We start from the raw sequence: 24,479 nt of genomic DNA, 5'->3' as shown, positions 1-24,479 counted from the left end.
TCAATCCTCCTGCGCCGACTTGCCGAGCCGGCCGCGCACGCGCCGCAGGCCGACAATGAGGGCCAGCGCGACAATGGGCACGGCGGCGGCGGTGATGATGGCCGCATCCAGCGGCATGCCGAGCACTTCGGTGCCCTTGGCGAAATAGGCGATCAGGCCGACGACATAATAGGTGATGGCCGCAATCGAGAGCCCTTCCACCGTGCGCTGCAGGCGCAGCTGGATCTTGGCGCGCCGCGCCATGGCGGCGAGCAGTTTGCGGCTGTCCTGCTGCTGGGTCAGGGCGACGCGTGTGGACAAAAGCTGGGTGACCCGCGCCAGATGCTCGGACATGGATTCCAGCCGGTCCGATACTGCCTCCACCGTGCTCATGGCGGGCGCGAGGCGGCGTTCGACGAACTCGGCGAAGGTTTGCAGGCCCTCCAGGCGCTGCTCGCGCAATTCCTCGATGCGGGCCTGGACGATGCCGTAATAGGCCGCTGACGCGCCGAACCGGTAGCGGTGCTGGGAGTGCCGGCGTTCGATGTCAGACTGCAGGCGCGTAATCCGGTCAAGCAGCCCGCTTTCGTCGGCATGAATGCCGTCGGCCATCTCATGGGTGATGCCGGCCAGCTCCTGCTCGCGGGCGGTCATGATCCGTCCCAGATCGCGCGCGGCGGGCAGTCCGAGCAGCGCCATCATGCGGTAAGTGTCCATTTCCAGCAGGCCGCGCATCAGGCGCCCGGCCTGGATCGGCGACAGGCTGCGATTGCGGATCAGATAGCGATTGAAGCCGTCGCCATGGCTGCGGAAGCTGGTCAGCGCCACGGCACCCCCGGAAGCGATACGCGAGCCCACCAGCTCGGCGTCGCCGAACAGGCGCCGGGCATTCTCGTCAATGGCGGGGCCGTCCTCGGGGGCATTCACCATCAGGACATGGGCCGCGAAGATAACCTGGCCGGGCAGGCCGGCGAGCCAGTCGGCGGGCGCTTCGGCGATGGGCGGATTGTCGAAGGGGGTGCGCTCATCGCCATTCTGGCGAATGAAGGTGTAGCGGGTGAATTCCGTGTGGCGCTCCCAGATCACGCGTACCGGGCCCAGATGGGCGCTGTAATGCGTGGCACCTTCAGACGGCTCGGCGGCGCTGAAGCGGGCGCCCAGAGCTGCGATGGCGGCGCGGTCGGCGGCCTGTTCCTCGGGCCCGGTATAGAGAACGAGATAGGACGCGCTCAGCGGCGCGGTGAGCGGCTGGGGCGGGCGCGCATGAACCTCTTCGCTGAGATCGACGCGGCGCGGATGATTGGCGGGCAGGGTGAGAGCGGGCATCAGGATCCTCCGGCCATGCGGCGCGTGTGCGCGCTGGCGCTCAAGTCGAGCCCGGCGGCCTGTGCAGCGAGGCGTATGATATCGGCCGTGCGGCCGGGGTCTTCTTCATGGGCAAGATGGCCAAGGCCGGGAAGCCGGATCTCCTGGCAGCCCGGTATGCGGCGCGCCGCAGCCCATGCCTCGGCGGCCGGCGTGGCCCGGTCGTTCTCGCCGAGCACTACTATGGTTGAGGTTTTCAGGCGCGGCAGGTCTGCGAGCAGGGGCCGCAGCTGCCAATGGGCCATCAGTCGCAGGGCCCCGGCGACATGGCCGGGCTGCTTGAGCAATTGCTGATACTGCGCCACGCCACTCTCATCGAGCTGTGAGCCTGTCTTGGCAATCAGGCGCGCGACGCTCGTGCTGTTGGCCCGCATCGCAAAAAGGCGCGGCGTGAACGGATTGAGCAATGCCATCCGGGCGAGTTTCGACGCGATACCGTCTGCGGCACCGCCATAAGGCTGCAGCGCCGGGGCCAGGCCAATCACCGCCCTAGGCTGGATCACCCCGTCCAGCGTCATGCGGATGGCGACGGCCGCGCCGGCTGAATGTCCCGCGACCATGGCAGGCCCTGTGCCCAGGCGCGTCATCAGCGCGCCCAGAGCCTGCGCCACCAGCGGCAGTTCGGGGGCCTCCATCTGTCCGGAGAAGCCGTGACCGGGCAGATCTGCCATGACAATTTCAAACTCGCCGCTTAGCTCGCGCGCCAGATGCTCGAAGGAATGGGTCGAGGCCCCGGTGCCGTGAATCAGCAGCAGTACCGGCCCCGACCCGACGCGCTGGACATGCCAGCTGACCCCGCCGGCGGCGACCATCTCGCTGTTGGCGCGCCAGGGCCAGTTGTCCGGGATGCGCGCGATCGTCATGCGGCTGCCGTCCGTGCAAGGTCTGCGAGCGCGCCGGGATTGCCTGCGGGCAGGCGCACGTAGCGGGCGGCCATGTTCTGGGCGACGGACCGGGCTGTCTCCGCGCCCCGCTTCGATACATCGACGATGATGGCGGCATGACCCGCCGCGCGCAGGCGCCGTGCGGCATCATGCGCTTCAGCCTGGGCCACATCCCGTCCGCCGGTTCCGGCGCGCGTGACATTGGCGGCCCCGTCGGTGAGGAAAACCAGCGTCACGGTGCGTCCCTGCCGCGCGGCGGCGTGGGCAAGGACTTCAGCAGCCTCAATGGCGGTGGCCAGCGGCGTGCCGCCGCCGCCGGGCAGGGCGGACAGGCATTTCTTGGCGCGAGTGAGCGAGCGGGTGGGCGGGAGCAGTGTTTCGGCCGTGCTGCCACGAAAGGCGATCAGCGCCACCTGATCACGCCGCACGTAGGACTCAGCCAGCATCAGCTCCACCGCGCCCTTGGCTTCGGACAGGCGGTTGAGCGCCAGAGAACCGGAGGCATCGACGACGAAAATCGTCAGCGTCTCGGCCTTCTGCTTGAAATGCTTGATGCGGAAGTCCTCGCGGCGGACCTCCAGCGCCGGGCCGGATTTCAGCCGGTCCCAGCCACGCCGGCGCACGCGGCCCCAGGGGGCTGCGGCGCGCAAGGTCGCCAGGACATCCAGCTTGCGGCCCTCGCCCGGATCGCCCCGGCGCGTGCCAGCCGGACGTCCGCGCTGGCCGCTCTTGCGCGTGGCACCGGACTGACCGGCACTGCTCGCCCGGCTGTTCGACACACCGGCTTCGAGCCGCGCCAGCAGGCCGGCGGGAATGGCAGCCTTGGCCGCCTCGGTGGTGATTTCGGTCAATTCGTCCGGGGTGTGGGCGTCATCGGGCTGGTCCTCGGGTTGATCGTCCGGCTCGCTGTTGTCGTTGTGTGCCTCATCATCCGGGGGCGGTGCATCGGGCTCCTGGTCCTCGGTCTGGTCGTCGTCCGGCCGGTCTTCGTGGGGCAAGTGAAGCGCGCGCGGTCCCAGCACCAGCCGGGCCGCCAGCGCCGCCTGATCCTCGCCAATCTCGTCCAGCCCCTCCAGCGCTGCGGCCGCGCGCGCGGCGCGCAGGGCCAGCAAGGGCGGGCGCAGGGAATTGATGCCCAGCGCCGCCGCAGTCTGGGTCAGGGCGCGCGCCGCGCCGGCGTTCTCCACATGGGGCAGGCGCACCCGCGCCATGGCGATGGCTTCGCGGTCATGGCCAGGCGGGGCGGTGTTGAGATCGCTTAAGGACACGCTCGACAGATCGAGGTGGAAGGCGAGGCGTTCAATGAGCGCGCCGGGTGCGCCTTCATCCGGGTCGGCGCTTTCATCCAGCGCGATGAGCATGGGCGCAGGCGCACTGTCGAGCGCCAGGGCCAGGCGGGCCGCCAGTCCGGTCTCGGCGCGCTCGGCCATGGCCAGCACACCGACGCCGTCGCGGATTTCATCAAGCAGACCCGCGCGCTGCACCGCGTGTCCCGTTTTCAGCGTCGCGGCGAGATCGACGCCGCCCAGCAGCGCCTCATCGCCCACACCTGCCGGGATGCGCCGCCAGGGCGCGGCCTCATTGACCAGATCGCGCAAAGTCTCAAGCCAGGCGTCGCGCGCAGGGCCGGCGCGGGCTTTGAGCACCGCGCCGCCGAGACCGGGATCCACCGCCAGCAGCGCGGCGGCCAGGCGCGCTTCGCCCCAGCTGTCGCGCATATGGGTGGTCTCGCTCACGCCGCAAACGCCTCGGCGAGCCCGCGTTCGATACGGGCGGACGAGCCGGCCTCGTCCAGCGGATCGCGGCGCAGGCGGTGGCGCAGGGCGGCGGGCGCCACGGCGCGCAGATGCTCCAGGGATATCTCGTCCGACCCCTCCAGCGCGGCTTGTGCGCGCGCAGCCCGGATCAGGGTGAGCTCTCCGCGCAGGCCGTCAGCGCCCAGCGCCATACAGATTTCCGAGGCGCGCCGCAGCACCGCGTCAGTGGTTTCGATTTTGGCCACGCGCTTCTGAGCCGCAGAGATGCGCTCTCTCAGCTCTGCGCCGGCCTCGGCCCAGGTTTCACAGAATGTCTGCGGGTCGCGCTCGAAGGCGTCGCGGCGGCGCACCACCTCGATGCGGTGTTCGATATCGCGCGGTGTGGCGACTTCCACCGACAGGCCGAACCGGTCGAGCAATTGCGGGCGCAGCTCGCCTTCTTCCGGATTGCCGCTGCCCACCAGAACGAATTTGGCCGGATGGCGCACGCTCAGCCCGTCGCGCTCGACGACATTTTCGCCCGTGGCCGCTACGTCCAGCAACAGATCGACGATATGGTCCTCCAAAAGATTGACCTCGTCGATATACAGAAATCCGCGATTGGCCCGTGCCAGCAAGCCGGGCTCGAAGGCCTTCTCGCCCTTGCGCAGCGCCTTTTCGATATCCAGCGCGCCCACCACCCGGTCCTCGGTCACGCCCAGCGGCAGATCGACCACGGGGGTGGGTTTGCGTACCACCGCGCCGCGCGATTTTGCGTCGCCGCCAATGGGATCAGAGCCCGGCGCGCTGTTATAGGGGCAGTGCTCATAGGTCTCGATCTCGGGCAGCAGACCGGCCAGCGCGCGTACAGCGGTCGATTTGGCCGTGCCGCGGTCGCCGAAGATCAAGACACCGCCCACTCTGGGTTCGACACAAGCGATCAGCAGAGCTTGCTTCATCTCCTCCTGCCCGACGATCGCGGGGAAGGGAAAGGATAGGGTCATGGATGCGCCTCGGTTCGTCAGAATCTGAAGTGTCTAGCAAATTGGACACTCGCACAATTTTTTTCGTCTGACACCGGCGCATGGCGAAGTTTCTCCAATTCGGCTGCCATTGACGAGCCGGTCGCGCCCGCGCGCAACGGGCCCGCTTGACCATTCTGCCCCGGGCCGCGATGGTCCGGTGTTCAAAAGGGCGGGCATCATGAAAAAGCTTCTGTTGGGGGCGGCCGGAATCGTGGCCGTAGCGATCGGCGCGGGCGCGATTTATTTGAACACATCAACGATCGGACGGATTTATCTGCCCAGCGGGACAGGCATCACCGCCAAACAGGTATGTTCCCTCGTCTTCGTGTCCGGCCTTGAGCCGGAGCGGGCGCAGGCGCTGTACACCGATCCGCTGCTGGGCCCTGCCTTGCCGCTGGTCAGCGTGTCGGTGGACGAGACCGCCCGCGAGGCGCAGGCCAGCGTGCTCGGCCTCGCCTGGCGCCAGCGCGCGGTATACCGCGAGGGCCTGGGCTGCACGCTGGTGCATGGATCGGGCGCGTTTGACGCCGCTCTCTCCGTGCCGGCCCGTCCCGCTGATTCGGCGCAGATCGACGCCGCCCATCGCGATGCGCAGTTTGACGCCGCCGCGCTCGACGCCGCCCTGGACGCGGTGTTCACCGAGGATGGCCGCAACACGCTGGCGGCCCTGGTGATGCATGATGGCGCCATTGTCGCCGAGCGCTATGCGAACGGCGTCACCCACGAGACGGCGCTGCATGGCTGGTCGATGACCAAATCGCTGGCGGCCACCATGGCCGGCGTGCTGGTCCAGCGCGGCCTGATCGATATTCACGCGCCCGGTCAGGTTCCGGCGCTGGCCGCCGCCGGGCGGTCGGACATCACTGTGGATCAACTGTTGCGCATGACCGGCGGGCTGGCCGGGTATGAAGGCAATGACGGCACGGACCCGACGTCCGAAATGCTGTTCACCCAAAGCGACATGGCGATGTTCGCCGCCACGCGCGAACAGATCGCCGCGCCGGGCGAGCGCTGGGACTATCAGTCGGGCAATACGATCCTCGCGGGCTCTGCGCTGGAGCCGTATCTGGGTGATACGCCGGCGGGGGTGATCGAAACCGTCCGCGCCTGGCTGTTCGAGCCGCTGTCGATGAACACGGCCATCCTCGAGGCGGACGAATCGGGAACCCAGAAATGGTCGAGCTACATGTATGCCAGCGCCCGCGACTGGGCGCGGCTGGGCCAGCTCTATCTCGATGACGGGCGCGCGCCGGACGGCACACAGATCATCCCCGCCCATTGGACGGCCTATGTGTCCGAGCCGACGCCGGGGTCGGACGGGCTGTACGGATCGGGCTTCTGGATGTACCGAACCGGCTTGCCCGACGGGACCTTCATCATGAACGGGTTTCAGGGCCAGTACGCCTTCATCATCCCGTCTGAAGGCCTGGTGGTGGTGCGCCTGGGGGCCACCAACGGCCAGTCCGACGGCGTGGTTGATTTCGCAAGGGCCGCCGTGGCGGCGCGCCGCGCGCGGGAGCCTATGGAGAGCGCACCAGAGGCTGATGTGCCGGCCCCTGAGCAGGACACGCCCGACGCGCCCTGAGAGCCGGTGCGTTCGCGGGACCGAACGTTCCGGAGCGGCCGCGCTCAGGGATGCAAGGCGTCGAAGGGCAGGGCGAAATTGGAGCCGCCAAACTCCGCCATCAGCCGGGCGTGCTCGGTCTCGCTGATGCGCTGGATCTCGCACAGGCACCAGATATCGCCGTCCCAAGTGAAATGCGGCGTGTCGAGCGTCTTGATATAGGCCGTCCGGGTGGGGCCCTCGATGCGGTTGAGCGACACGGTCATGGCCAGCTCGCCCTGGAATATGCCGGTGCTTTCCCAACGCTCGGTGACGCAATCCACATCCGGCCCGAACAGGCCGTAAATGCTGCGTCCGCGCAGGTCGCTGGCCTCCACGCCGATCTCGCTCAGGGCGCGGGCGTTGAACTCGATGAACACGGCACCTGGCCCCACCAGCGACGCCGGCCAGAGCGCATTGCGCACCCGGGCGCGCGCCACCAGGTCCTGTTTGCCCGCCGCGCGCTGGCGGTAGAGGTCACGGATGCGCTGGCGCAGCCTGAAAGCGGGCGCGTCTTGGCCGCGTTCCCATCGCGACACCGTCGTCTGATCCACGCCCAGCCAGGCCGCCAGTGCGGTCTGGGTCAGGTTCTCGCGCGAACGCACGCTCTTGATCAGACGCGGCCAGTAGCTTTCCCCCTCGATCATGGAGGCCTCCTTGCTCGCTGGCCCCATTGTCTGCCTGTCGTGTGACAGTTGTGTGACGCTCGGCGCAGTCTCGCCGGTCCCGCCCCTGAACGTATCGCAGGCGCGCAGGCGGTTATAGGCGCTTGCGTTACGGAAAGTTTTCAGCGCCTTGGCGCGCCTGTCACAACAATGATGCAAACCGATCCCGCCATTCGGCCCAGGAGGGGACCCATGACCCGTTTCAAGACCGCCATTCGTTTCGCCAGCTGCCTCATCGCTGTGAGCGCGCTGACCCCGGGGGCTTTCGCCACCTCCGACGGCACCCTCGAGGCCGTCGTCCAGGCGGCTGCCGGCGAGGAGACGGACACCCGGACCGTGCGCCAGACGCCCGGCGCCGACACCATCACGGTCTACAGCCGGGTGCCCCAGAGCCTAGATCAGGTGGGGTCCGCTGCCAGCCTGTTCACCGCCGAGGATATCGAGTTGCAGGATTTGCGGGTGCTGGACGACGTGCTGCAGCGCCTGCCGGGCGTGGCGGTCACGCGCTCGGGCGGGTTCGGTCAGAACACCCAGGTGCGCATGCGCGGCTTCACCACCAAGCACACCCTGATCCTGGTGGATGGCGTGCGGATGAATAATCCGTCCGAGTTCTCCAACCAGTTCGGCATTTCCCACGTCATGCTGGACATGATCGAGCGGGTTGAAGTGCTGCGCGGTCCGCAATCGGGCCTCTACGGCGCCGAGGCGGTGGCCGGCGTGATCTCCATTACCACTAAGCGCGGGCGCGGCGAGCCGGACTTCCGCCTGATGGGCGGGTATGGCACGCACAACACGGTCCAGGCCGGCATCGGCTCGCAGGGCGAGATTGGCGATTTCGGCTACGCCGCCTCAGTCTCCTTCATCGAAACCGACGGCATCTCCATCGCCAGCCGCGCGCCGGGCAATGTGGAGGATGACGGCTATCGCAATACGACGGCCTCGTTCAATCTCGACTATCGCCCGCGCGAGGGCCTGGAGCTGCGCAGCGGCGTGCGGTTCGCGCAGGCGGTGAATGAGACCGACAACGCTTTCCTGTTCGGCGATCCTGTGCTGCCCAACTTCCTGTTTCAGGATTCAGAGGGCTATATCGACAGCGATCAGCTGATCGTGAATGCGGGCTTTACCGCTGACTCGCTCGGCGGGCGGCTCATCCATGACGGCCAGATCGCCTACACCCGCCTGGACAGCCTGAGCGAGGCGCCCGCCAGCGCGTCCGACAGCGTGGGCGAGCGGCGCGAGATCCAGTACTTCGCCACCTGGCAATTTGATGGCGCCGGCCCGTATCTGGGATCGGAGTCGTTCTTCCTGGCGGGCGTGAACCACACAAGCGACAGCGCCCAGTTCCGCAGCCTGCGCGGCGCGCCGTTCGCGGCGATCGACGAGAGTGTCGATAATCTGGGCGTCTACGCCAATTTCAACTGGCAGATCGCCGAAGATTTGTTCCTTTCCCTGTCCGGGCGCCATGACGAGAACGAGTTGTTCGGCGGCGTGCGCACCGGCCGTGCGGCGGTGTCGTGGGGCGTGCCCCAGAGCCTGACCGGCGAGGCAAGCGTGCGGCTGCGCGCCTCCTATGGCACGGGCCGCGAGGCGCCGAGCCTGCGCCAGCTGCTGGGTCAGTCGGCGACCTTCCAGGGCAATCCCGATCTGCTGCCGGAAGAGACCTGGATGGTGGACGCGGGCATCGACCTCATCTCGCCGGGCGGGGGCTACTCCCTTTCGGTCACCGGTTATATCGGCGAAGCTGACAATGGCATTTTCTCGGTGTTCAATCCGGCGCTCGGCGTCAGCAGCCCGCAGAACATCGCCAGCGTGGTGGAGATGGACGGGATCGAGGTCGAGGCCGGCGCCCAACTGACCGACTGGCTCGATCTGACCCTGGCCTACACCAATGCCCGTTCCGTGATCGCCGCCACCGGCGTGCAGCTGTTCGGCCGGCCTGAGCACGAGTTCAGCTTCGCCTTCACCGCCCGCGCCACCGAACGCCTGAACCTGACCTTTGATGGTTATGCGCGCAGCGATTTCCTGTCAGATTTCCCCTCCACCTTCGAGATGCCGGGGTTTGAGCTGTTCAACGCGTCGGTGCGCTACCAGCTCAATGACGCCGTCACCCTGCAGGGCGCGGTGAAGAATATTCTCGACACCGAGTATGAGTACAAGCTGGGCGACGGGACCTATGGGCGCACGTTTGATGTGCGCATTTCAGTGCGGTTCTAGAGTTCTGACCGACTGCAGACCCACAGCCATGGACAGGATGATCCGATGAAGACGATCCTACAGGCGTCCGCCGCCTTCTCCTGCCTCTGGCTCGCGGCCTGCTCGGCGCCCGAAGGCGCGCCGGGCATGGCGCCCGCCCCGCCCGCGACGGCGCAGCCCGCCCGTGCGGCCTTGCCTGAACCGCTCATCCCGGCTGTGACGCCGGACGGTCAGATCATCCCGGACGTGCTGCGCTGCCTGCATAGTCAGGGCGCGGCGCTGATCAGCGCCCATCGCGGCGGCTGGGGTCCAGGCTATCCGGAGAACGCGATCGAAACCGCGGCCTACACCCTGTCGCGCGGACCGATGATTCTGGAGATCGATGTCAGGCGCACAGCGGACGGGGTGATCATCGCCCTGCATGATGACACGCTGGAGCGCACCACGAACGGCGCCGGCGCGGTCAGCGAGATGGATTTCGCTGATCTGGCCGATGTGCGCCTGGTCGACCAGGACGGGGCAGTGACGGACTTCGCCATTCCTGCCCTGGAGGAAGTGCTGGACTGGGCGCGCGGACGGGCTTTCGTCCAGCTGGATGTGAAGTCCAGCGTGCCTGTCGAAGAGGTGGCCGCCGCCGTGGTGGAGGCTGACGCCATCGGCTACGCCGCCGTGATTGTTTATTCCGCCGAAGAGGCTATCCGCGCCGCAGGCGTGGACCCGCGCGTGGCGATTTCGGTGGAGGTCCAGGATCAGGACCGTCTCGATACGCTGATGGCTGCCGGAGTGGCGCCGGAGCGTCTGATGGCCTGGACCGGGGTGCACCGTGCACCCGTGCCTGACATCTGGGACATGCTGCATGCGGCGGACATCCCGGTCGCGTTCGGCGCGCTCTGGTATATCGATGCTGATGTGCGCGAGAGCGGGGATGTCTCCATCTATCGCGACATCGCCGATGGCGGCGTGGTGGTCATTGCCACCGACATCCACTGGACCGCCTATGAGGCGCTCAGTGAACGCCAGGACACGCTGGCCGCGTTCCGGGCCTGTACGGCGGGATAAGCGACGGGCGGCGGTATCGCCCACGGGAAAAAAACGTCGTTGCGCATTCAAGCGCTTGCCCGAAATCTCGCCGGTCAGCGCGCGAATGCGGCCTCGGCGCGCTTCAGTTTTTCGCGCCGATGGGGTATCCCGCAGGCCTCCATCACGCTCACGACAGAAAGCCGACGCCATGATTCGCACACTCTCCATGCCCTGGATTCGCGCCGTCTGCGCGCTGGCCGCAGCCGGGTTCCTGGCCGCCTGCTCGCCGGACGCCGCGCCGCCGGCGGACGCTCCGGACGCGCCCCCCGCCACTCAGGATGCAGCTTCGAACGGCGACATGCCGGCTGGCGATCCGGCCCCTGCCGAAACGGCGCCGGCCATGGACGACGCGCCTGCCAGCGCAGAGGCCCCTGTGGCAGATCCTGCCGGCCCGAGCGGCGCCACGGTCGCTGAGGATGAGATCGCAGTGCGCTTTGCGGTTCTGGGCGACGCCGAGCCCAAGCCGTGCGCGCTGTTCCCCGGCGTGGAAGCGGCGGTGCTGGACGTGAACGCGCTGGCGCAAGCGGGCCGGATCGATTTCGTGCTCGGCGTCGGTGATCTCGCCCACAAGGGCACGGAGATCCAGTACGAGAACGTCACGCCCGCCCTGCAATCACTGACCTCGCCCTTCTATCCGATCATGGGCAATGAGGAGCATGGGGACACGGTCGAACGCTTCCTGGAGTTCGCCGGCCAGTGGAACCCTGAAGTGACCGAGGCCAGCTACACGCTGGAGCGCGGGCCGGTGACCTTCGTGATGGCCTCGCCCGATTTCAGCCGCCAGTTCAACGACGAGAGCATTGACTGGATCCTGGAACAGGTGCGCGCCGCCGCGCCCCGCCCGGTCTTCCTGGTGGTGCATGGCGCGCAGGTGGGCGTGTATGCCGAGAACGCCGACAAGGGCGTGGAGAATCCGCGCTTCCTCGAGATCGTCGCCGAGCCCAATCTGGCCGCGGTGATTTCCGGCGATCTGCACATGGACATGGACCGGGTGCGGCACTCGCTGGAGATCGAGGGCGTGCACTATTTCCACATCCCCGGGCTGGAGCGCACCAAAATCCCAGACGAGACCAATCACACGCCGATGTTCCGCGTGTTCACCGTCACGAATGACGGCGAGGTTTGGGTGGACACCTACCAGACGGGCGTCGCCGAGCCGCTGGCGCGTCACGCCTACCGCTTCTCCCTGAACGGCGAGACGCGCTAGACGCGTCAGCCTCAGACAGCCTGCCTGACAGCCCCGTGCGCCTTGGATTACATCCGGCGCGCGGGGTTTTTTATGGGCTTGGCGCCGGCCTCAAATACTGTCTGTCTTTCCCCGCCGTGTCCCATTTTGTTCATTGATCCGTCACGGACGTGAAGCGGTGCTGTCAAATTCGCCGACTATGGTTCGGCCCTGATCGGGTGCATCGGGCGCCCGCTATGGGGGCATTCATGACACGACTTGCACGCATGCTTGGGGCCGCGTCCGCGCTGGCGCTCGCGACCGCCGCAGCGGCCAATGCCGGTGAGATCACCGGGCGGGTGACCGAAGCCACGGGTACGATCGGCCTTCAAGGCGCGATTATCCGGATCGTCGAGACCGGCCAGACAGCGACGACGCAACAGGACGGCACGTACCGCTTCGCCAATGTGCGGCCGGGCGACTACACGGTTGTGGTGAGCTATCTGGGCGCGGAGGACATGACGCGCGGCGTGGTGCTCTCGACAGAAACCGAGACGGTTGAAACCAGCTTCCGCATCGGCGCGGACCTGTCAGTCACCGACAACGTGCTGGTGATCGGCCAGCGCGGCCAGCTCACCAGCGCGATCAATCGCCAGCGCTCGTCGAACTCGGTGCTCACGGTGCTGTCGTCTGACGCCATTGGCGCCATCCCGGACGAGAACGTCGCCGAGGCCGCGCGCCGCGCGCCGGGCGTCAACGTGCTCAACGACCAGGGCGAAGGCCGCTTTGTGTCTATCCGGGGCCTGGATCCGAACTTCGTGACGTCGAGCTTCAACGGCGTGCGCCTGCCCTCGCCGGAGGCGGGCGACCGCCAGGTGCCGCTGGACGTGATCGATTCCGAAATCCTGTCATCCATCGCCATCTCCAAGACGCTGACCCCGGAAATGAACGGCGACACCGTCGGCGGCAATATCGATATTGAAACGCTCTCGGGCCTGAGCCGGAATGACCGTCTCGTGCGCCTGAACGCGGCGGGCATCTACACTGATCTGGTGGACGAGACCGGGTATCGCGGCTCGCTGACCTTCGCCGACCAGTTCGCCGATGGCCGATTCGGGATCGCGGCGTCGCTGGCGCACCAGAACCGCCCCTTCGGATCGGACAATTTCGAGACCGGCGCGGAATGGGAGACCAACCCGGCCTTCTATCCGCTGGAAGTGGAGCTGCGCGACTATCTGGTCGAGCGCGAGCGCACGACCTTCGCGCTCAATCTCGATTTTGCGCCGGATGACAACACCCGCATCTACCTGCGCTCGCTGTTCTCCGACTTCTCCGACCAGGAATACCGCACCACCGCGGTGATCCCGTTCGAGGACGGCGTGCTGGATCCGTCCAGCGCGGGCAATACCGCGATCATCCGCGCCGAGCCGGGCGACGAGATCGAGATCGAACGCGAGCTGAAGGACCGTCTGGAAATCCAGCGCATCTACTCGGTGGCGGTGGGCGGCGAGCGCACCGCCGGCCTGTGGACCTTTGACGCCCAGGCCGCGTACTCGCAGGCGGAAGAGATTGAGGACAATGCGCTGTACAGCGTGTTCGTCCAGGAGCTCGACGCCGGCGCCTTCACCATCGACTCGCGCAATGGCGAGCTGCCGCGCATCTCCCTCGACGGCGACGCGTCGGCGGCCTGGAATGACGCCTCGGGTTATGAGTTCGACGGGTTCGAACTGGTCGACGGCGCGAGCCGTGACGAGGAGTGGTCATTCGACTTCAACGCCGAACGCGAAACCTATCTGTTCGGCGGCCCCGGCTCGATCAAGTTCGGCGGCGCGATCCGCCTGCGCGACAAGGGCTTTGAGGCCGATGTGACCTTCTTTGAGGACTTCGCGGGCGGCGATCTGTTCCTGTCCCAGTTCGTCGGAGAGGTGGACTATTCGCTGGCGCCGTTCGGTCCGGCGGTGGATGGCCCGGCGATCCGCACCTTCTTCAACAACAACCGCAGCCAGTTCGACATCAACGACATCGACACGGCCATCGACAGCAATGTCGAGACCTACTCGGCGCAGGAAGACGTGTTCGCCGGCTATCTGATGCACACGCTGGATGTGGATGCGCTGCGCATTGTCTACGGCGTGCGGGTCGAGCGCACGGACTTCACCTCCACCGGCAACCAGGTCGACATCATCGAGGGCGGCGAGACGGTCAATGGCGTGTTCTACGCCGATGATACGGTGCTGGTGTCCCAGATCACCGCCGACAATCGCTACACCGACTGGCTGCCCAGCGTGAACCTGCGCTACGCGTTCAATGACCGGCTGATCGGCCGCGCAGCCTATTTCGCCTCCATCGTCCGTCCGAACCCGGAGCAGGCCACGGCGCGCGTGGAGATCGAGCGTTCCGGCGGCGATGTCGAGGGCGAGGCGGGCAATCCCGATCTGGTGCGCGCCCAGGCGGACAATTTCGATCTGGCGTTCGAATACTATCCCAACAACGACTCGGTGCTGTCGGCCAACCTGTTCTACAAGCGCATCGAGAACTTCATCGGCGAGACCACGTTCGACAACACCGTCGTCAACGGCGTGACCTTTGATGAAGTATCGACCTTCATCAATCTCGATGACGCCGAAATCCTCGGGATCGAGTTCAACTACCAGCAGGCCCTGACCATGCTGCCGGGACCGCTCTCGGACCTGATCGTCTCGGCCAACTACACCTGGGTGGACTCCGAAGTGACCCTTCCCGATGGCCGCACGATCACCGTGCCGGGACAGGCGCAGAACGTGGCCAGCCTGGTGCTGGGCTATGAAAACGGACCGCTGGACCTGCGCGCCGCGGCCACCTATCGCGACCGCTTCCTGGACGGGATCAATGAGGGCGGGGACGGCATCGACCGCTTCGCCCAGGACCATCTCGGCCTGGACATCTCGGTCAAGTACCGCTTCACCGAGCAGCTGCGCGCCTTCCTGGAATTCAAGAACCTGCGTGACGAGCCCTTCGTCGCCGTGGTCAATCAGGGCGGACGCAATCTGAGCTCCCAGTACGAGGAATACGGCTGGACCGCCCTGTTCGGGTTCCAGTTCACTTACTAAGGCCGGCTCGCCGGAACGTGAGGCCCCCCGGAACCGGCGTTCCGGGGGGTTTTATGTCCCGGCATGCCTCGCCGCGCGTCCACGCTCTTGCTGCGCCCTTGCGCTGCGTCCAGTCTGGCGCAAAGGGAGTCTGCCATGACCCACTGGACCTGTCGGGCCGCCGCCGCGGCGATCTGCCTGGCGCTGGCCGCCTGCGGACAGCCGTCACGCGATGATGGCGCGGTCCTGCATCGCGGCAATGCGATTGAACCGGGCACGCTCGATCCGCACCGGGCGCTGATCACCAACGAACAGGCGATCATCTATGATCTCTTCCTCGGCCTCGCCCAGCCGGGTCCGGACGGGCGGCCGATCCCCGGCCTTGCGGACAGCTGGACGGTGAGCGAGGACGGCCTGGAATGGGTGTTTCATTTGCGCGCGGCGAGCTGGTCCGACGGCCAGCCCATCACGGCGGATGACGTGGTCGGCAGCCTGCGCCGCACGCTCGACGCCGCGACGCTCAACCCGTTTCCCGCTTTGCTGTTCTCCATCGAGAACGCCTCGGCGGTCAATGCCGGCGAGGCGCCGCCCGAGGCGCTGGGGGCGCAGGCCATCGACCCGCGCACCGTGCGGCTGACGCTGGCTTATCCCGCCCCCTACCTGCTTGACGTGCTGATGCAGAGCACCGCCGTGCCCGTGCCCCTGCAGGTCATCGCCGAGCATGGCGAGCACTGGACGCGGCCGGAGAACATGGTGGTCAGCGGGCCGTATCGGCTGGCGTCCTGGCGCTCGTTTGAACATATCCGCCTGGTGCGCAATGAAGCCTTCCATGAAGCGGACGCCGCCTGCATCGACACGGTTTATTACTACCCCACTGTTGACGCCGCCGCCGCCGAACGCCGGGTGCGCAATGGAGAGCTCGACCTGAACACGGACTATCTCGCCAGCAATGACGCCTTCCTGCGCCGCGAGGCGCCGGATCTGGTGCGCTCGGTCCCGGGCCGGGTCTTGCGCATGTTGACGCTGAACACCGCCCGGCCGCCGTTTGACGATGTGCGGGCGCGCCGCGCGGTGGCCCTGGCGATCGACCGCGATTTCATCGCCGATCAGGTGCTGGCCGGCGCCGACCGCGCGGCGTTTCAGTTCATGCCCGATGACGTGCCCGGACGCACCGGCCCGGCGCGGATGAGCCAGGCGGACGAGCCCATGGAGCCGCGCCGCATCGCGGCCCGGGCGCTGCTGGCCGAGGCCGGCTGGGGGCCGGACAATCCCTTGCGGCTCACCTTCTCCCACCAGCCTGCGGCCAGCTGGCCGCGCCTCGCCCCGGTGATCCAGGCCGATCTGACCGCCATCGCGCCCTGGGTGAGCGTGGAGATCGAGACCGCCGACACGCCGATCCATTATGCCCAGATGCAGGCGGGCGATTTCGACATCGCCAGCGATGGCTGGGCGCCCTATTTCGACGATGCCTACGGCTATCTCATGGTCACCGAAAGCGCGGCGGGCGAGTATAATTACTCGCGCTGGACCGACCCCGAATTCGACGCCCTGCTGACCCGCTCCCATTTCGAGCTGGACGAAAGAGAGCGCGGCGCCCTGCTGGCTGAGGCCGAGCAGAGGCTGCTCGACAGCGCCCACTACATCCCGGTCTTCTTCGAAAACCAGCGCGCCCTCGTCGGCCCGCGCGTCGAGGGCTGGACCGCCCACGCCCGGGTGATCAACCCGACGCGATGGCTGTGTGTTGGGGGGGAGGGGGCTGAGGCGCAGCCGGTGCCGGAGCGGTGAGGCGAGTTTTGCGGAGAGGGTCACGGCAAGCGATGGCAGGCGAATCCGGGCCTGACCATGGCTGCCGGCGCGATCTGCGATGGCAATCGGCAGGGACGCCACAGTCCGCGATAAGCGGCTCATGCAACATGGCGGCACCTGCGGACACGAGCGGGCAGCAAGAGCGGGCCATAATCGACAGACGGCGCATTCTGGCTGCAATCGGAGCATCGCTTGCCGCGCCCGGACTGGCGGCCTGTGCGCGGGCGTCGGAGACCGTGATCATCATTGGGGCGGGCATGGCGGGTCTTGCGGCAGCCCGGGCCCTGACCCGGCGCGGCGCGCGCGTGACGCTGCTTGAGGCACGGGGCCGTCTGGGCGGGCGCATCCATACAAGCCGTGTCTGGCGGGATGCGCCGGCTGATCTGGGGGCGTCCTGGATCCATGGCGAGCATGGCAATCCGCTCACCACCCTGGCGCGTGCATGCGGAGCTGAAGCCCTCGTCACCCGGCAGGATAATGCCGGTCTTTATATTGCACCTGAGCTTGCCGCTATCGGTGTGACCGGCCTTGGCGCGCCATGGGCCGCTGACCTTGTGGAACGGGCGCTGGAGCGCGCCCGGGAGGCGGATGCCGACATGTCGCTTCGGGCCGCGATTGACCAGATCAGCCCGCCGGACCAGCGCGCGCCTGTTCGCGCTGCCCAGCTGGAGCACCATCTGGCCGGCGCCTATGAGCAGGAATACGCCGGCGGCGCGCACGAGCTCTCCGCCTGGTGGACCGGGGCTGACGCGGAGTTCAGCGGCGATGATGTGCTCTTTCCGGACGGCTACGACCAGCTGCCCTTCTATCTCGCCCGCGGGCTCGACATCAGCCTTAACAGGCCGGTCGCCCAGGTGCGCTGGGACGGGCCGGGCGTGGAGGTCGTCCTGGTGTCCGGCGAATCGCTTCGGGCTGACCGCGTGATCGTCACCGTGCCGCTGGGCGTGCTGAAAACCGGTGGTATCCGCTTCACGCCTGAACTTTCACAGGACAAGCAGGCGGCAATTGACCGGCTCGGCATGGGCCTTCTCAACAAGCAATTCCTGCGCTTCGAGACGGCGTTCTGGCCAGCCGGCATTGACTGGCACGAATGCATGAAACGCGAGCCCGGCCTCTGGTCGCAGTGGGTGAGCCTGGCGCGCGCCGGCGCGCCGGTTCTGATGGGCTTCACCGGCGGGGATGCGGCGCGCCGGACCGAGCCGCTGGAGGATCGCGCGGTTCTTGCCGATGCGTTGGACACGCTTCGTGACATGTTCGGCTCGGCGACTCCGGTGCCCGTGGCTGTCCAGATGACGCGCTGGGGGCGTGACCCGCTGGCGGGCGGCGCCTATTCGTTCTACGCGGTGGGCAGCGGTCCAGACGACCGCGAAACTCTGGCTCGTCCTGAAGGTGGCGGAGCGGTTTGCTTCGCCGGCGAGGCCTGCAGCACCGGGTATCCCGGCACGGTCCATGGCGCATTCCTGAGCGGGCTGGCTGCGGCCGGGGTCTGAGCCGGGCTGAAGTGCGCCTCGGGCCAGGATGCCGGGAGCGTCGGGGCGACAGTCCAACTTGCAGACGTAGTAAGCGGCCGGGCAGTCTGGGTCATGGATGCGGATGGGTGGGCTGCATACGCTGGCTTGCGACCTTGCAGGCCGGCTTGTCCGGTAAGGACGCCTAGGCGGCGGGCTCAGAGTTTGAAGCGGGCAAGACGGCCTTGGCGGTGCAGGCCGTGCTGTGCGACATGTACCGGTGCCCAATCCGGGCCCCGCAAAAAACCGCACGTGTCGACCAATCAAATGCAGCGATGGTGCCCAGGAGAAGACTCGAACTTCCACTCCCTTTCGGGAACTGGCACCTGAAGCCAGCGCGTCTACCAATTCCGCCACCTGGGCAAGGCAACTGAGGCCGCGGGTGATACGGCGCGCGGGGCGGGGTGTCAACGCCCGCGCGCGGGTGCCAGGGCGGGCATTTGCACATCGGCTGCGCATGAAGGCGTTGCCTGCATCGCCGCGTGCCCCCCCCGGCACCGCGCCGGGATGTGGCCCGGCCCGGTCACATGGTCACAGATCCTGCAGGGCGCATGGACAGGCGCGGGGATTTTTGGTCTATCGCGGGACAACCAGTTTCTGATGCCCTGACAGGCGCGCGCGAGGCCTTTCGCGGCGCTGTTCAACGGGAGACCCGCCATGGCGTTGCGCGACGAGATGATCACGGTGTTTGGTGCCTCCGGCTTTATCGGCCGGTATGTGGTGCGCCGGCTGGCCAAGGCGGGCTACCGGGTGCGCGCGGCCACGCGCCGCCCTCACCTGGCACATGAGCTCAAGCCCATGGGCGTGGTGGGACAGGTCCAGCTGGCCCAGGCCAATCTGCGCGACCCGGACTCGGTGGCCCGCGCCGTGGACGGTGCCTATGGCGTGGTCAATCTGGTGGGCATCCTGGCCGAAGGCGGCCGCCAGACCTTCCAGTCGCTTCAAGCCGACGGTGCGCGTACCATCGCCGAAGCCGCCCATGCCGCCGGGATCGAGCGCTTTGTGCAGGTGTCGGCCATCGGCGCGGATGCGCACAGCAAGTCGCGCTATGCCCGCACCAAGGCGGCAGGCGAGGCGGCGGTGCTCGAGGCGCTGCCCGGCGCGGTGATCCTGCGCCCCTCCATCGTATTCGGGCCGGAAGACGGGTTCTTCAACCGCTTTGCCGACATGGCGCGCTTTGTTCCCGCCCTGCCGCTGATCGGCGGCGGTGCCACGCAGTTCCAGCCGGTCTATTGCGGCGATGTGGCCGAGTGCGCGGTGCGGGCACTGGAGATGGATGCGGTGCGCGGGCAGGTGTTCGAGCTGGGCGGGCCGTCCGTCTACACCTTCCGCGAATTGATGACCTATATCCTCATCACCATTGACCGCCGGCGCCTGCTGGTCCCGGTGCCCTTCCCCATTGCCACGCTGATGGGGCTGGGCGGCGAGATCGCCGGGGCGCTGCCTTTCGTCGAGCCCTTCCTCACGCGCGATCAGGTGACCCTCCTCAAACAGGACAATGTGGTCGGCGCGGGCGGCGAGGGGCTGGGACGCATTGATGCATTCGGCGTGACGCCGGAATCCATCGAGGCCATTGTCCCGTCCTATCTGGCACGCTACCGCAAGGGCGGCCAGTTCGCGGCGAAACGGAAAGGCGTATGAGCGAGACCCAGACCTTCCCCGGCTGGCGCGGCACCACGATCGTGTGCGTGCGCAAGGGTGACCGCGTTTGCATTGCGGGCGACGGCCAGGTGTCGATCGGCAACACGGTGATCAAATCGCGCGCCCGCAAGGTGCGTCCCCTGGCGGGCGGCGCGGTGGTGGCCGGATTCGCCGGTGCCACGGCGGATGCGTTTGCCCTGTTCGAGCGCCTTGAAGCCAAGCTGGAACAGTATCCCGGCCAGCTGGCGCGCGCCTGTGTGGAGCTGGCCAAGGACTGGCGCACGGACCGCTATCTGCGCCGGCTGGAGGCCATGCTGATCGTGGCCGACGCCAAGGAAAGCTTTGTGCTGACCGGGGCTGGTGATGTACTGGAGCCCGAGCACGGTATCGCTGCCATCGGATCTGGCGGGCATTTCGCCCTGGCTGCGGCGCGCGCGCTGATGGATCACATGGACGACCCGGAAGCCATTGCCCGGCGTGCCATGGAGATCGCGTCGGAAATCTGCGTGTTCTCCAACAATAACCTGACTGTCGAAACGCTCGGCTAAAACGTCTCTGGCGCACGGCGCGGCGGCGCCCTATCTCCTCGCGGCCCGCCGCCTGCGGGCGGTGTGCTTGTCGAGATGATCATGACCGATGCGCGGTTTCTGTCCGGCGACGCAAGAGCGGACAGCCGGTTTGGCTTCGCCGAAGCGCTGGCCGCGCGCGGCGATCTGGCGGGTGCCATCGAGGTGCTGTCGGGGGCGCTGGAGCTTGCGCCGGACTGGGCCGCAGGCTGGTACCAGCTGGGCGACTGGTGCGCCTGTGCCGATCAATGCACGCAGGCCGTGCAGGCCTGGCGGCGCGTGGTGGCGCTGGACCCCGAAGATGCGCTGGGCGCGGGCGCGCGGCTGGACCTGCTCTCCGGCGAGCCGGTCTCTGAGAGCCTGCCGTCTGCCTTTGTGGAGACGCTGTTCGACCAGTTTGCGCCACGCTTTGATGCCGCCCTGACCGGCAAGCTCGCCTATCGCGCGCCGCAGTTGATCGTGGACGCGCTGGATCAGGCCGGTTTCGGTCGGGCCGGGCGGGTCATGGACCTGGGATGCGGCACCGGTCTGATGGGCGAGGTACTGCGCGCGCGGTGTGACTGGCTGGGCGGGGTCGATCTTTCTGCCGGCATGCTGGCCAGAGCACAGGCCAAGGGCCTCTATGACCAGCTGGACAAGGCCGACATCAACACCCTGGCTTTGGATGAGGCGCGCTATGATCTCATCGTGGCGGCGGACGTTTTCACCTATGTGGGAGCGCTGGAACGAATCATCGCCTGGTGCGCCGGCACGCTGAACCCCGGCGGACGGCTGGCGTTCGCTGTGGAGGCCGGGGAAGCGGGCGTCAGCTTGCGCGAAAGCCGGCGTTTCGCCCATGGCCGCGCCTATCTGGCCGATCTCCTGGCCAGCGCCGGATTTGACGGCGTGAGGCTCACAGATTGCGTCCTGCGCCAGGACCGGGGTGCGGATATCGCTGGCCTCATCGCCGTGGCTGCCGCGCCGTCCGGGGGCCAGGACCGCGAGGGCGATGGCGAGCTGACCGCCGTCGCGTGAGACGCCAGCTCGACGCGGGTGCCTAACGGAACAGCATCACCGGAACCGGGCTTGACCGCAGCATTTCGGTCGTCGTACTGCCGATGAACAGGGCCCGCAGGCGCGAATGGCCGTAGGCACCCATTACCAGAAGATCGATATCATGGGCCTTGATGTGTCCGGCGATGGCCTCTTCCGGCTTGCCCCGCAGGACCTGGGCCGTGACCGTATGACCGCCCGCGCGCAGCGCCTCTGCCGCGTCTTCCAGCGGCGTGCGCCGCTCGGCGGTATCCTCGCCCACCGACACGATGTCGACGGTGACGCCCTTGAGCAGCCTGCCCTTGGCCAGATGCGCCACGGCTTTCTGGGCGCTGGGGCCGCCGTCAAAGGCGATCAGGGCGCGCCGCACCGGCTTGAACGCCTGGGATGCCACCAGCACCGGTTTCGTCGCCGCGCGCACGATGCGTTCCAGATTTGAGCCCAGATGGTCCCTGGCGTAGTCCGCCGCCTCGCCGCGTTTGCCCAGAATGATCAGCGCCGCGCCGGCCTCCACATCGTGGATCGCCTCGACGATGTCACCCAGGCGCAGGCGGACCGTGACCCGGCTGATACCGGCGGCTTCCAGCTCGGCTTTGGCCGCATCAAGGATGACCCGGCCGCGCTCCTTGGCCAGCTTGGCGTGCTCAGCATCGTGACTGGCCAGCTTGTCGAGCAGGTCCGACCGCGCGCCCAGTGTCAGATTGCCTGACAGGTTCGCCGGCTGGCTTGTCGTACTGCGCAGGCCCAGCACATGCAGCAGTTCCACGCTGGCAGAGGTTTGCGCGGCAGCCCACGCCGTGTGGTCGCAGACGCCTCTGGCGTAGATCGAGCCGTCGATGAGCGCAGTGATATGGGTCATGGCGGGGGCCTCCTAGTGGCCCATGAGGCGTTCGAGCGCGCCCGGCTTGTCGTGGATGCCCAGCTTGTCGACCAGCGTGCGGCTGGCATCATTCATGCCCTTGAGCTCCACTTCCGCACCGTCGCGGCGAAACTTGAGCACGGCCATATCGATAGCGGCCACGCTGGACAAATCCCAGATAGGGGTTGCGGACAGATCGATGGTCACCTTGTCGAGAGCTTCCTTGAAATCAAACGCCTTCATGAAGTCCTCTGACGAGGCGAAGAAGAGCTGGCCGGAGACCGTATAGGTGCGTTCGCGCCCGTCCTCGCTGGCCAAGGTGGTGACCGCGAAACTGCGCGAGACCCGCCAGGCAAAGAAAATCCCCGAGAGCAGCACGCCCACGCCCACCCCGATGGCCAGGTTATGGCTGAAGATCACCGTGGCGACGGTGGCGATCATGACAAAGCTGGAGCTTTTGGGGTGATCGCGCAGGTTCTTGACCGAGCGCCAGGAGAACGTCCCGATAGACACCATGATCATGATGGCCACCAGCGCCGGCATGGGGATGAGCCCCACCCATTCGCCCAGCACCAGGATCATGAACAGGAGGAACAGGCCTGCCATCAGCGTGGACAGCCGCCCGCGCCCGCCCGATTTGATGTTGATGATGGACTGGCCGATCATGGCACAGCCCGCCATGCCGCCGATAAAGCCGGTGGCGGTGTTGGCGATGCCCTGGCCGATACACTCGCGATTGCGGTCGCTGGGCGTGTCGGTGAGATCGTCCACGATTTGCGCCGTCAGCAGGGATTCCAGCAGGCCCACCATGGCCACCGCCAGCGAGTAGGGCAGGATGATCATCAGCGTGTCGAGATTGAACGGGATGTCCGGGATCAGGAAGACCGGCAGGGTCGAGGGCAGCTCGCCCATGTCCGACACGGTGCGCACATCCATGCCCATCCACAGGGCGAGGCCGGTCAGCACCACAATGCAAACCAGGGGCGAGGGGATCGCTTTGGTGATGTATGGGAAGCCGTAGATGATCCCCAGTCCGGCGGCGACCATGGCGTAGGTGACCCAGGTCACATTGGTCAGCTCGGGGATCTGGGCGAGAAAGATCAGGATCGCCAGCGCATTGACGAAGCCGGTCAGCACCGAACGTGAGACAAAGCGCATCACGAAGCCGAGCTTGAGCACGCCGGCGCCGATCTGGATCAGACCGGCCAGCACGGTGGCCGCCAGCAGGTATTGCAGGCCGTGATCGCGCACCAGCGTGACCATCAAGACGGCGGTGGCCGCCGTCGCCGCCGAGATCATGCCCGGGCGCCCGCCGGTAAACGCGACCAGCACGGCGATGGAGAAGCTGGCGTAGAGACCCACCTGCGGGTCCACGCCGGCGATGATGGAGAAGGCGATGGCTTCGGGGATCAGCGCCAGCGCCACCACCAGACCCGCCAGGACATCACCGCGCACATTGCCGAACCATTCCGCCCGGATGCGGCGCACAATGTCGAAATCCAGGTCAGGAAGCGCCGGTCTGGGCAGGTTCATGTCGGGTCTCACTCAGCAATGGCGCCCCAATGGCCGCCTGAAAGCAGGCAAGCCTGATGGCCGGACTTCGATGTCAGATTGTGCACCGCACCGCGCGAGGCGAGCGGGGACGCATGAATGCCAGACGGGATATATGTTGCAGTGCACAATAGCAAGCGGGGCGCTGGCCTGTGCCGCCCCCGAACCCGTCAGGGTTCGCACTCGGCTACGCCGGAGCGAAGCCCCGGCTTCGCCGAGGCAAGAGCGCGACCGCGCGGCCGCAGCTTTAGCGAGGAAACGAAGACCCGGACGGGTCTGAGGCCAGGCAAAACCGAACCCGCAGGGTTCGCAAGGGCAAAGCCCGCCCGCAGCTTTAGCGAGGACGCGAACGCCCGGACGGGCGTGAGCACAAGTAAAACTGGCGTCCCCGACAGGATTCGAACCTGTGGCCCCCAGATTAGGAATCTGGTGCTCTATCCTGCTGAGCTACGGGGACGCAGCGGGCGCGGTATAGCGTGGGCGGGGTGTTTTGGCGAGACGGGCGTGGCGTTGCCCGGCGCAGGCGCGCCAGCCGGACTACCCCGGCTGTTGCCTTCAGGACACAGACAATCGCAATTCATGGCCCAGGGGAACCTGCCAGCAAACTCGGCATTGATGACGCCCCGCTCTACCTTGCAATGCACACCTCTAGGAGAATCAAGCTTGTTAAACTAGACTTTATCAGGTGCGGACGGTCGCGGTCTCATTTCTGATACATAAGCGCAAGAATATTGTCATGACGCAGTGATCAGC

Annotated in this window: 17 protein-coding genes and 2 tRNA genes; 10 read left to right on the top strand and 9 right to left on the bottom strand. The window is 67.0% G+C overall.

All coding sequences use genetic code 11. The features are described 5' to 3' along the window. Genes L2D00_08830 through bchI form a run of 4 tightly spaced genes read right to left on the bottom strand, consistent with a single transcriptional unit; the run spans position 1 to position 4,968 of the window. Positions 1-1,305, bottom strand: coding sequence for a DUF3422 domain-containing protein (locus L2D00_08830; protein ID WBQ11949.1), 1,305 nt, complete (start codon positions 1,303-1,305; stop codon positions 1-3). After that, positions 1,305-2,207: an alpha/beta fold hydrolase gene (locus tag L2D00_08825; GenBank protein WBQ11948.1), complete on the bottom strand. Its 903-nt coding sequence runs from the start codon at positions 2,205-2,207 to the stop codon at positions 1,305-1,307. The genes L2D00_08830 and L2D00_08825 overlap by 1 nt, the downstream gene beginning before the upstream one ends. Next, entirely contained in the window at positions 2,204-3,964 is a 1,761-nt protein-coding gene (locus L2D00_08820; GenBank protein ID WBQ11947.1) for a magnesium chelatase subunit D, read from the bottom strand. Before L2D00_08820 ends, L2D00_08825 begins: the two co-directional genes overlap by 4 nt. Further along, positions 3,961-4,968, bottom strand: coding sequence for a magnesium chelatase ATPase subunit I (gene bchI, locus L2D00_08815; GenBank protein WBQ11946.1), 1,008 nt, complete (start codon positions 4,966-4,968; stop codon positions 3,961-3,963). The genes L2D00_08820 and bchI overlap by 4 nt, the downstream gene beginning before the upstream one ends. Before the next feature lie 199 nt (positions 4,969-5,167). Between bchI and L2D00_08810 the strand changes: the two genes are divergently transcribed. Continuing rightward, entirely contained in the window at positions 5,168-6,574 is a 1,407-nt protein-coding gene (locus L2D00_08810) for a beta-lactamase family protein (GenBank protein WBQ11945.1), read from the top strand. Positions 6,575-6,618: 44 nt separating this feature from the next. Here L2D00_08810 and L2D00_08805 read toward each other — a convergent pair whose 3' ends face one another. Next, positions 6,619-7,239 (bottom strand): helix-turn-helix domain-containing protein, encoded by a 621-nt coding sequence (locus L2D00_08805; GenBank protein ID WBQ11944.1) that lies wholly within the window; start codon positions 7,237-7,239, stop codon positions 6,619-6,621. A 210-nt stretch (positions 7,240-7,449) separates the two neighbouring features. Between L2D00_08805 and L2D00_08800 the strand changes: the two genes are divergently transcribed. The 6 genes from L2D00_08800 (at position 7,450) to L2D00_08775 (ending at position 18,059) form a co-directional block, all read left to right on the top strand. Further along, a complete protein-coding gene (locus tag L2D00_08800; GenBank protein ID WBQ11943.1) occupies positions 7,450-9,471 on the top strand; it encodes a TonB-dependent receptor in 2,022 nt (673 codons plus the stop codon). 45 nt (positions 9,472-9,516) lie between these two features. After that, on the top strand, positions 9,517-10,509 hold the full coding sequence (locus L2D00_08795; protein ID WBQ11942.1) for a glycerophosphodiester phosphodiesterase family protein: 993 nt from the start codon (positions 9,517-9,519) through the stop codon (positions 10,507-10,509). A 169-nt stretch (positions 10,510-10,678) separates the two neighbouring features. Beyond that, entirely contained in the window at positions 10,679-11,737 is a 1,059-nt protein-coding gene (locus L2D00_08790; GenBank protein WBQ11941.1) for a metallophosphoesterase, read from the top strand. Between the two features lie 227 nt (positions 11,738-11,964). Beyond that, positions 11,965-14,784 (top strand): TonB-dependent receptor, encoded by a 2,820-nt coding sequence (locus L2D00_08785; GenBank protein WBQ11940.1) that lies wholly within the window; start codon positions 11,965-11,967, stop codon positions 14,782-14,784. A gap of 135 nt (positions 14,785-14,919) precedes the next feature. Beyond that, the gene (locus L2D00_08780; GenBank protein ID WBQ11939.1) at positions 14,920-16,548 is read left to right on the top strand and encodes a peptide ABC transporter substrate-binding protein; all 1,629 of its coding nucleotides are present in this window, start codon (positions 14,920-14,922) and stop codon (positions 16,546-16,548) included. 128 nt (positions 16,549-16,676) lie between these two features. Next, positions 16,677-18,059 carry an FAD-dependent oxidoreductase gene (locus L2D00_08775; GenBank protein WBQ11938.1) on the top strand — a complete coding sequence of 461 codons (1,383 nt, stop codon included), beginning with the start codon at positions 16,677-16,679 and terminating at the stop codon, positions 18,057-18,059. 294 nt (positions 18,060-18,353) lie between these two features. On the opposite strand, the gene L2D00_08770 is transcribed toward L2D00_08775, so the two are convergent. After that, a tRNA-Leu gene (locus tag L2D00_08770) sits at positions 18,354-18,440 on the bottom strand. A 294-nt stretch (positions 18,441-18,734) separates the two neighbouring features. Between L2D00_08770 and L2D00_08765 the strand changes: the two genes are divergently transcribed. The 3 genes from L2D00_08765 (at position 18,735) to L2D00_08755 (ending at position 21,298) form a co-directional block, all read left to right on the top strand. Then, positions 18,735-19,718: a complex I NDUFA9 subunit family protein gene (locus tag L2D00_08765; GenBank protein WBQ11937.1), complete on the top strand. Its 984-nt coding sequence runs from the start codon at positions 18,735-18,737 to the stop codon at positions 19,716-19,718. After that, entirely contained in the window at positions 19,715-20,266 is a 552-nt protein-coding gene (hslV, locus tag L2D00_08760; protein ID WBQ11936.1) for an ATP-dependent protease subunit HslV, read from the top strand. The genes L2D00_08765 and hslV overlap by 4 nt, the downstream gene beginning before the upstream one ends. Before the next feature lie 81 nt (positions 20,267-20,347). After that, positions 20,348-21,298 carry a methyltransferase domain-containing protein gene (locus L2D00_08755; protein WBQ11935.1) on the top strand — a complete coding sequence of 317 codons (951 nt, stop codon included), beginning with the start codon at positions 20,348-20,350 and terminating at the stop codon, positions 21,296-21,298. Positions 21,299-21,320: 22 nt separating this feature from the next. On the opposite strand, the gene L2D00_08750 is transcribed toward L2D00_08755, so the two are convergent. From L2D00_08750 to L2D00_08740, 3 genes are all read right to left on the bottom strand, one after another. Further along, positions 21,321-22,175, bottom strand: coding sequence for a universal stress protein (locus L2D00_08750; protein WBQ11934.1), 855 nt, complete (start codon positions 22,173-22,175; stop codon positions 21,321-21,323). Between the two features lie 12 nt (positions 22,176-22,187). Then, positions 22,188-23,678: a SulP family inorganic anion transporter gene (locus tag L2D00_08745; GenBank protein ID WBQ14500.1), complete on the bottom strand. Its 1,491-nt coding sequence runs from the start codon at positions 23,676-23,678 to the stop codon at positions 22,188-22,190. Positions 23,679-24,106: 428 nt separating this feature from the next. Further along, positions 24,107-24,183, bottom strand: a tRNA-Arg gene (locus L2D00_08740). Positions 24,184-24,479: the final 296 nt, after the last annotated feature.

This window comes from Hyphomonadaceae bacterium BL14 (assembly GCA_027627705.1).
Taxonomy (GTDB): Bacteria; Pseudomonadota; Alphaproteobacteria; order Caulobacterales; family Maricaulaceae; genus Oceanicaulis.
Note: the sequence above shows the minus strand (reverse complement) of the source record. Positions and strands in the feature narration are given on the sequence as shown.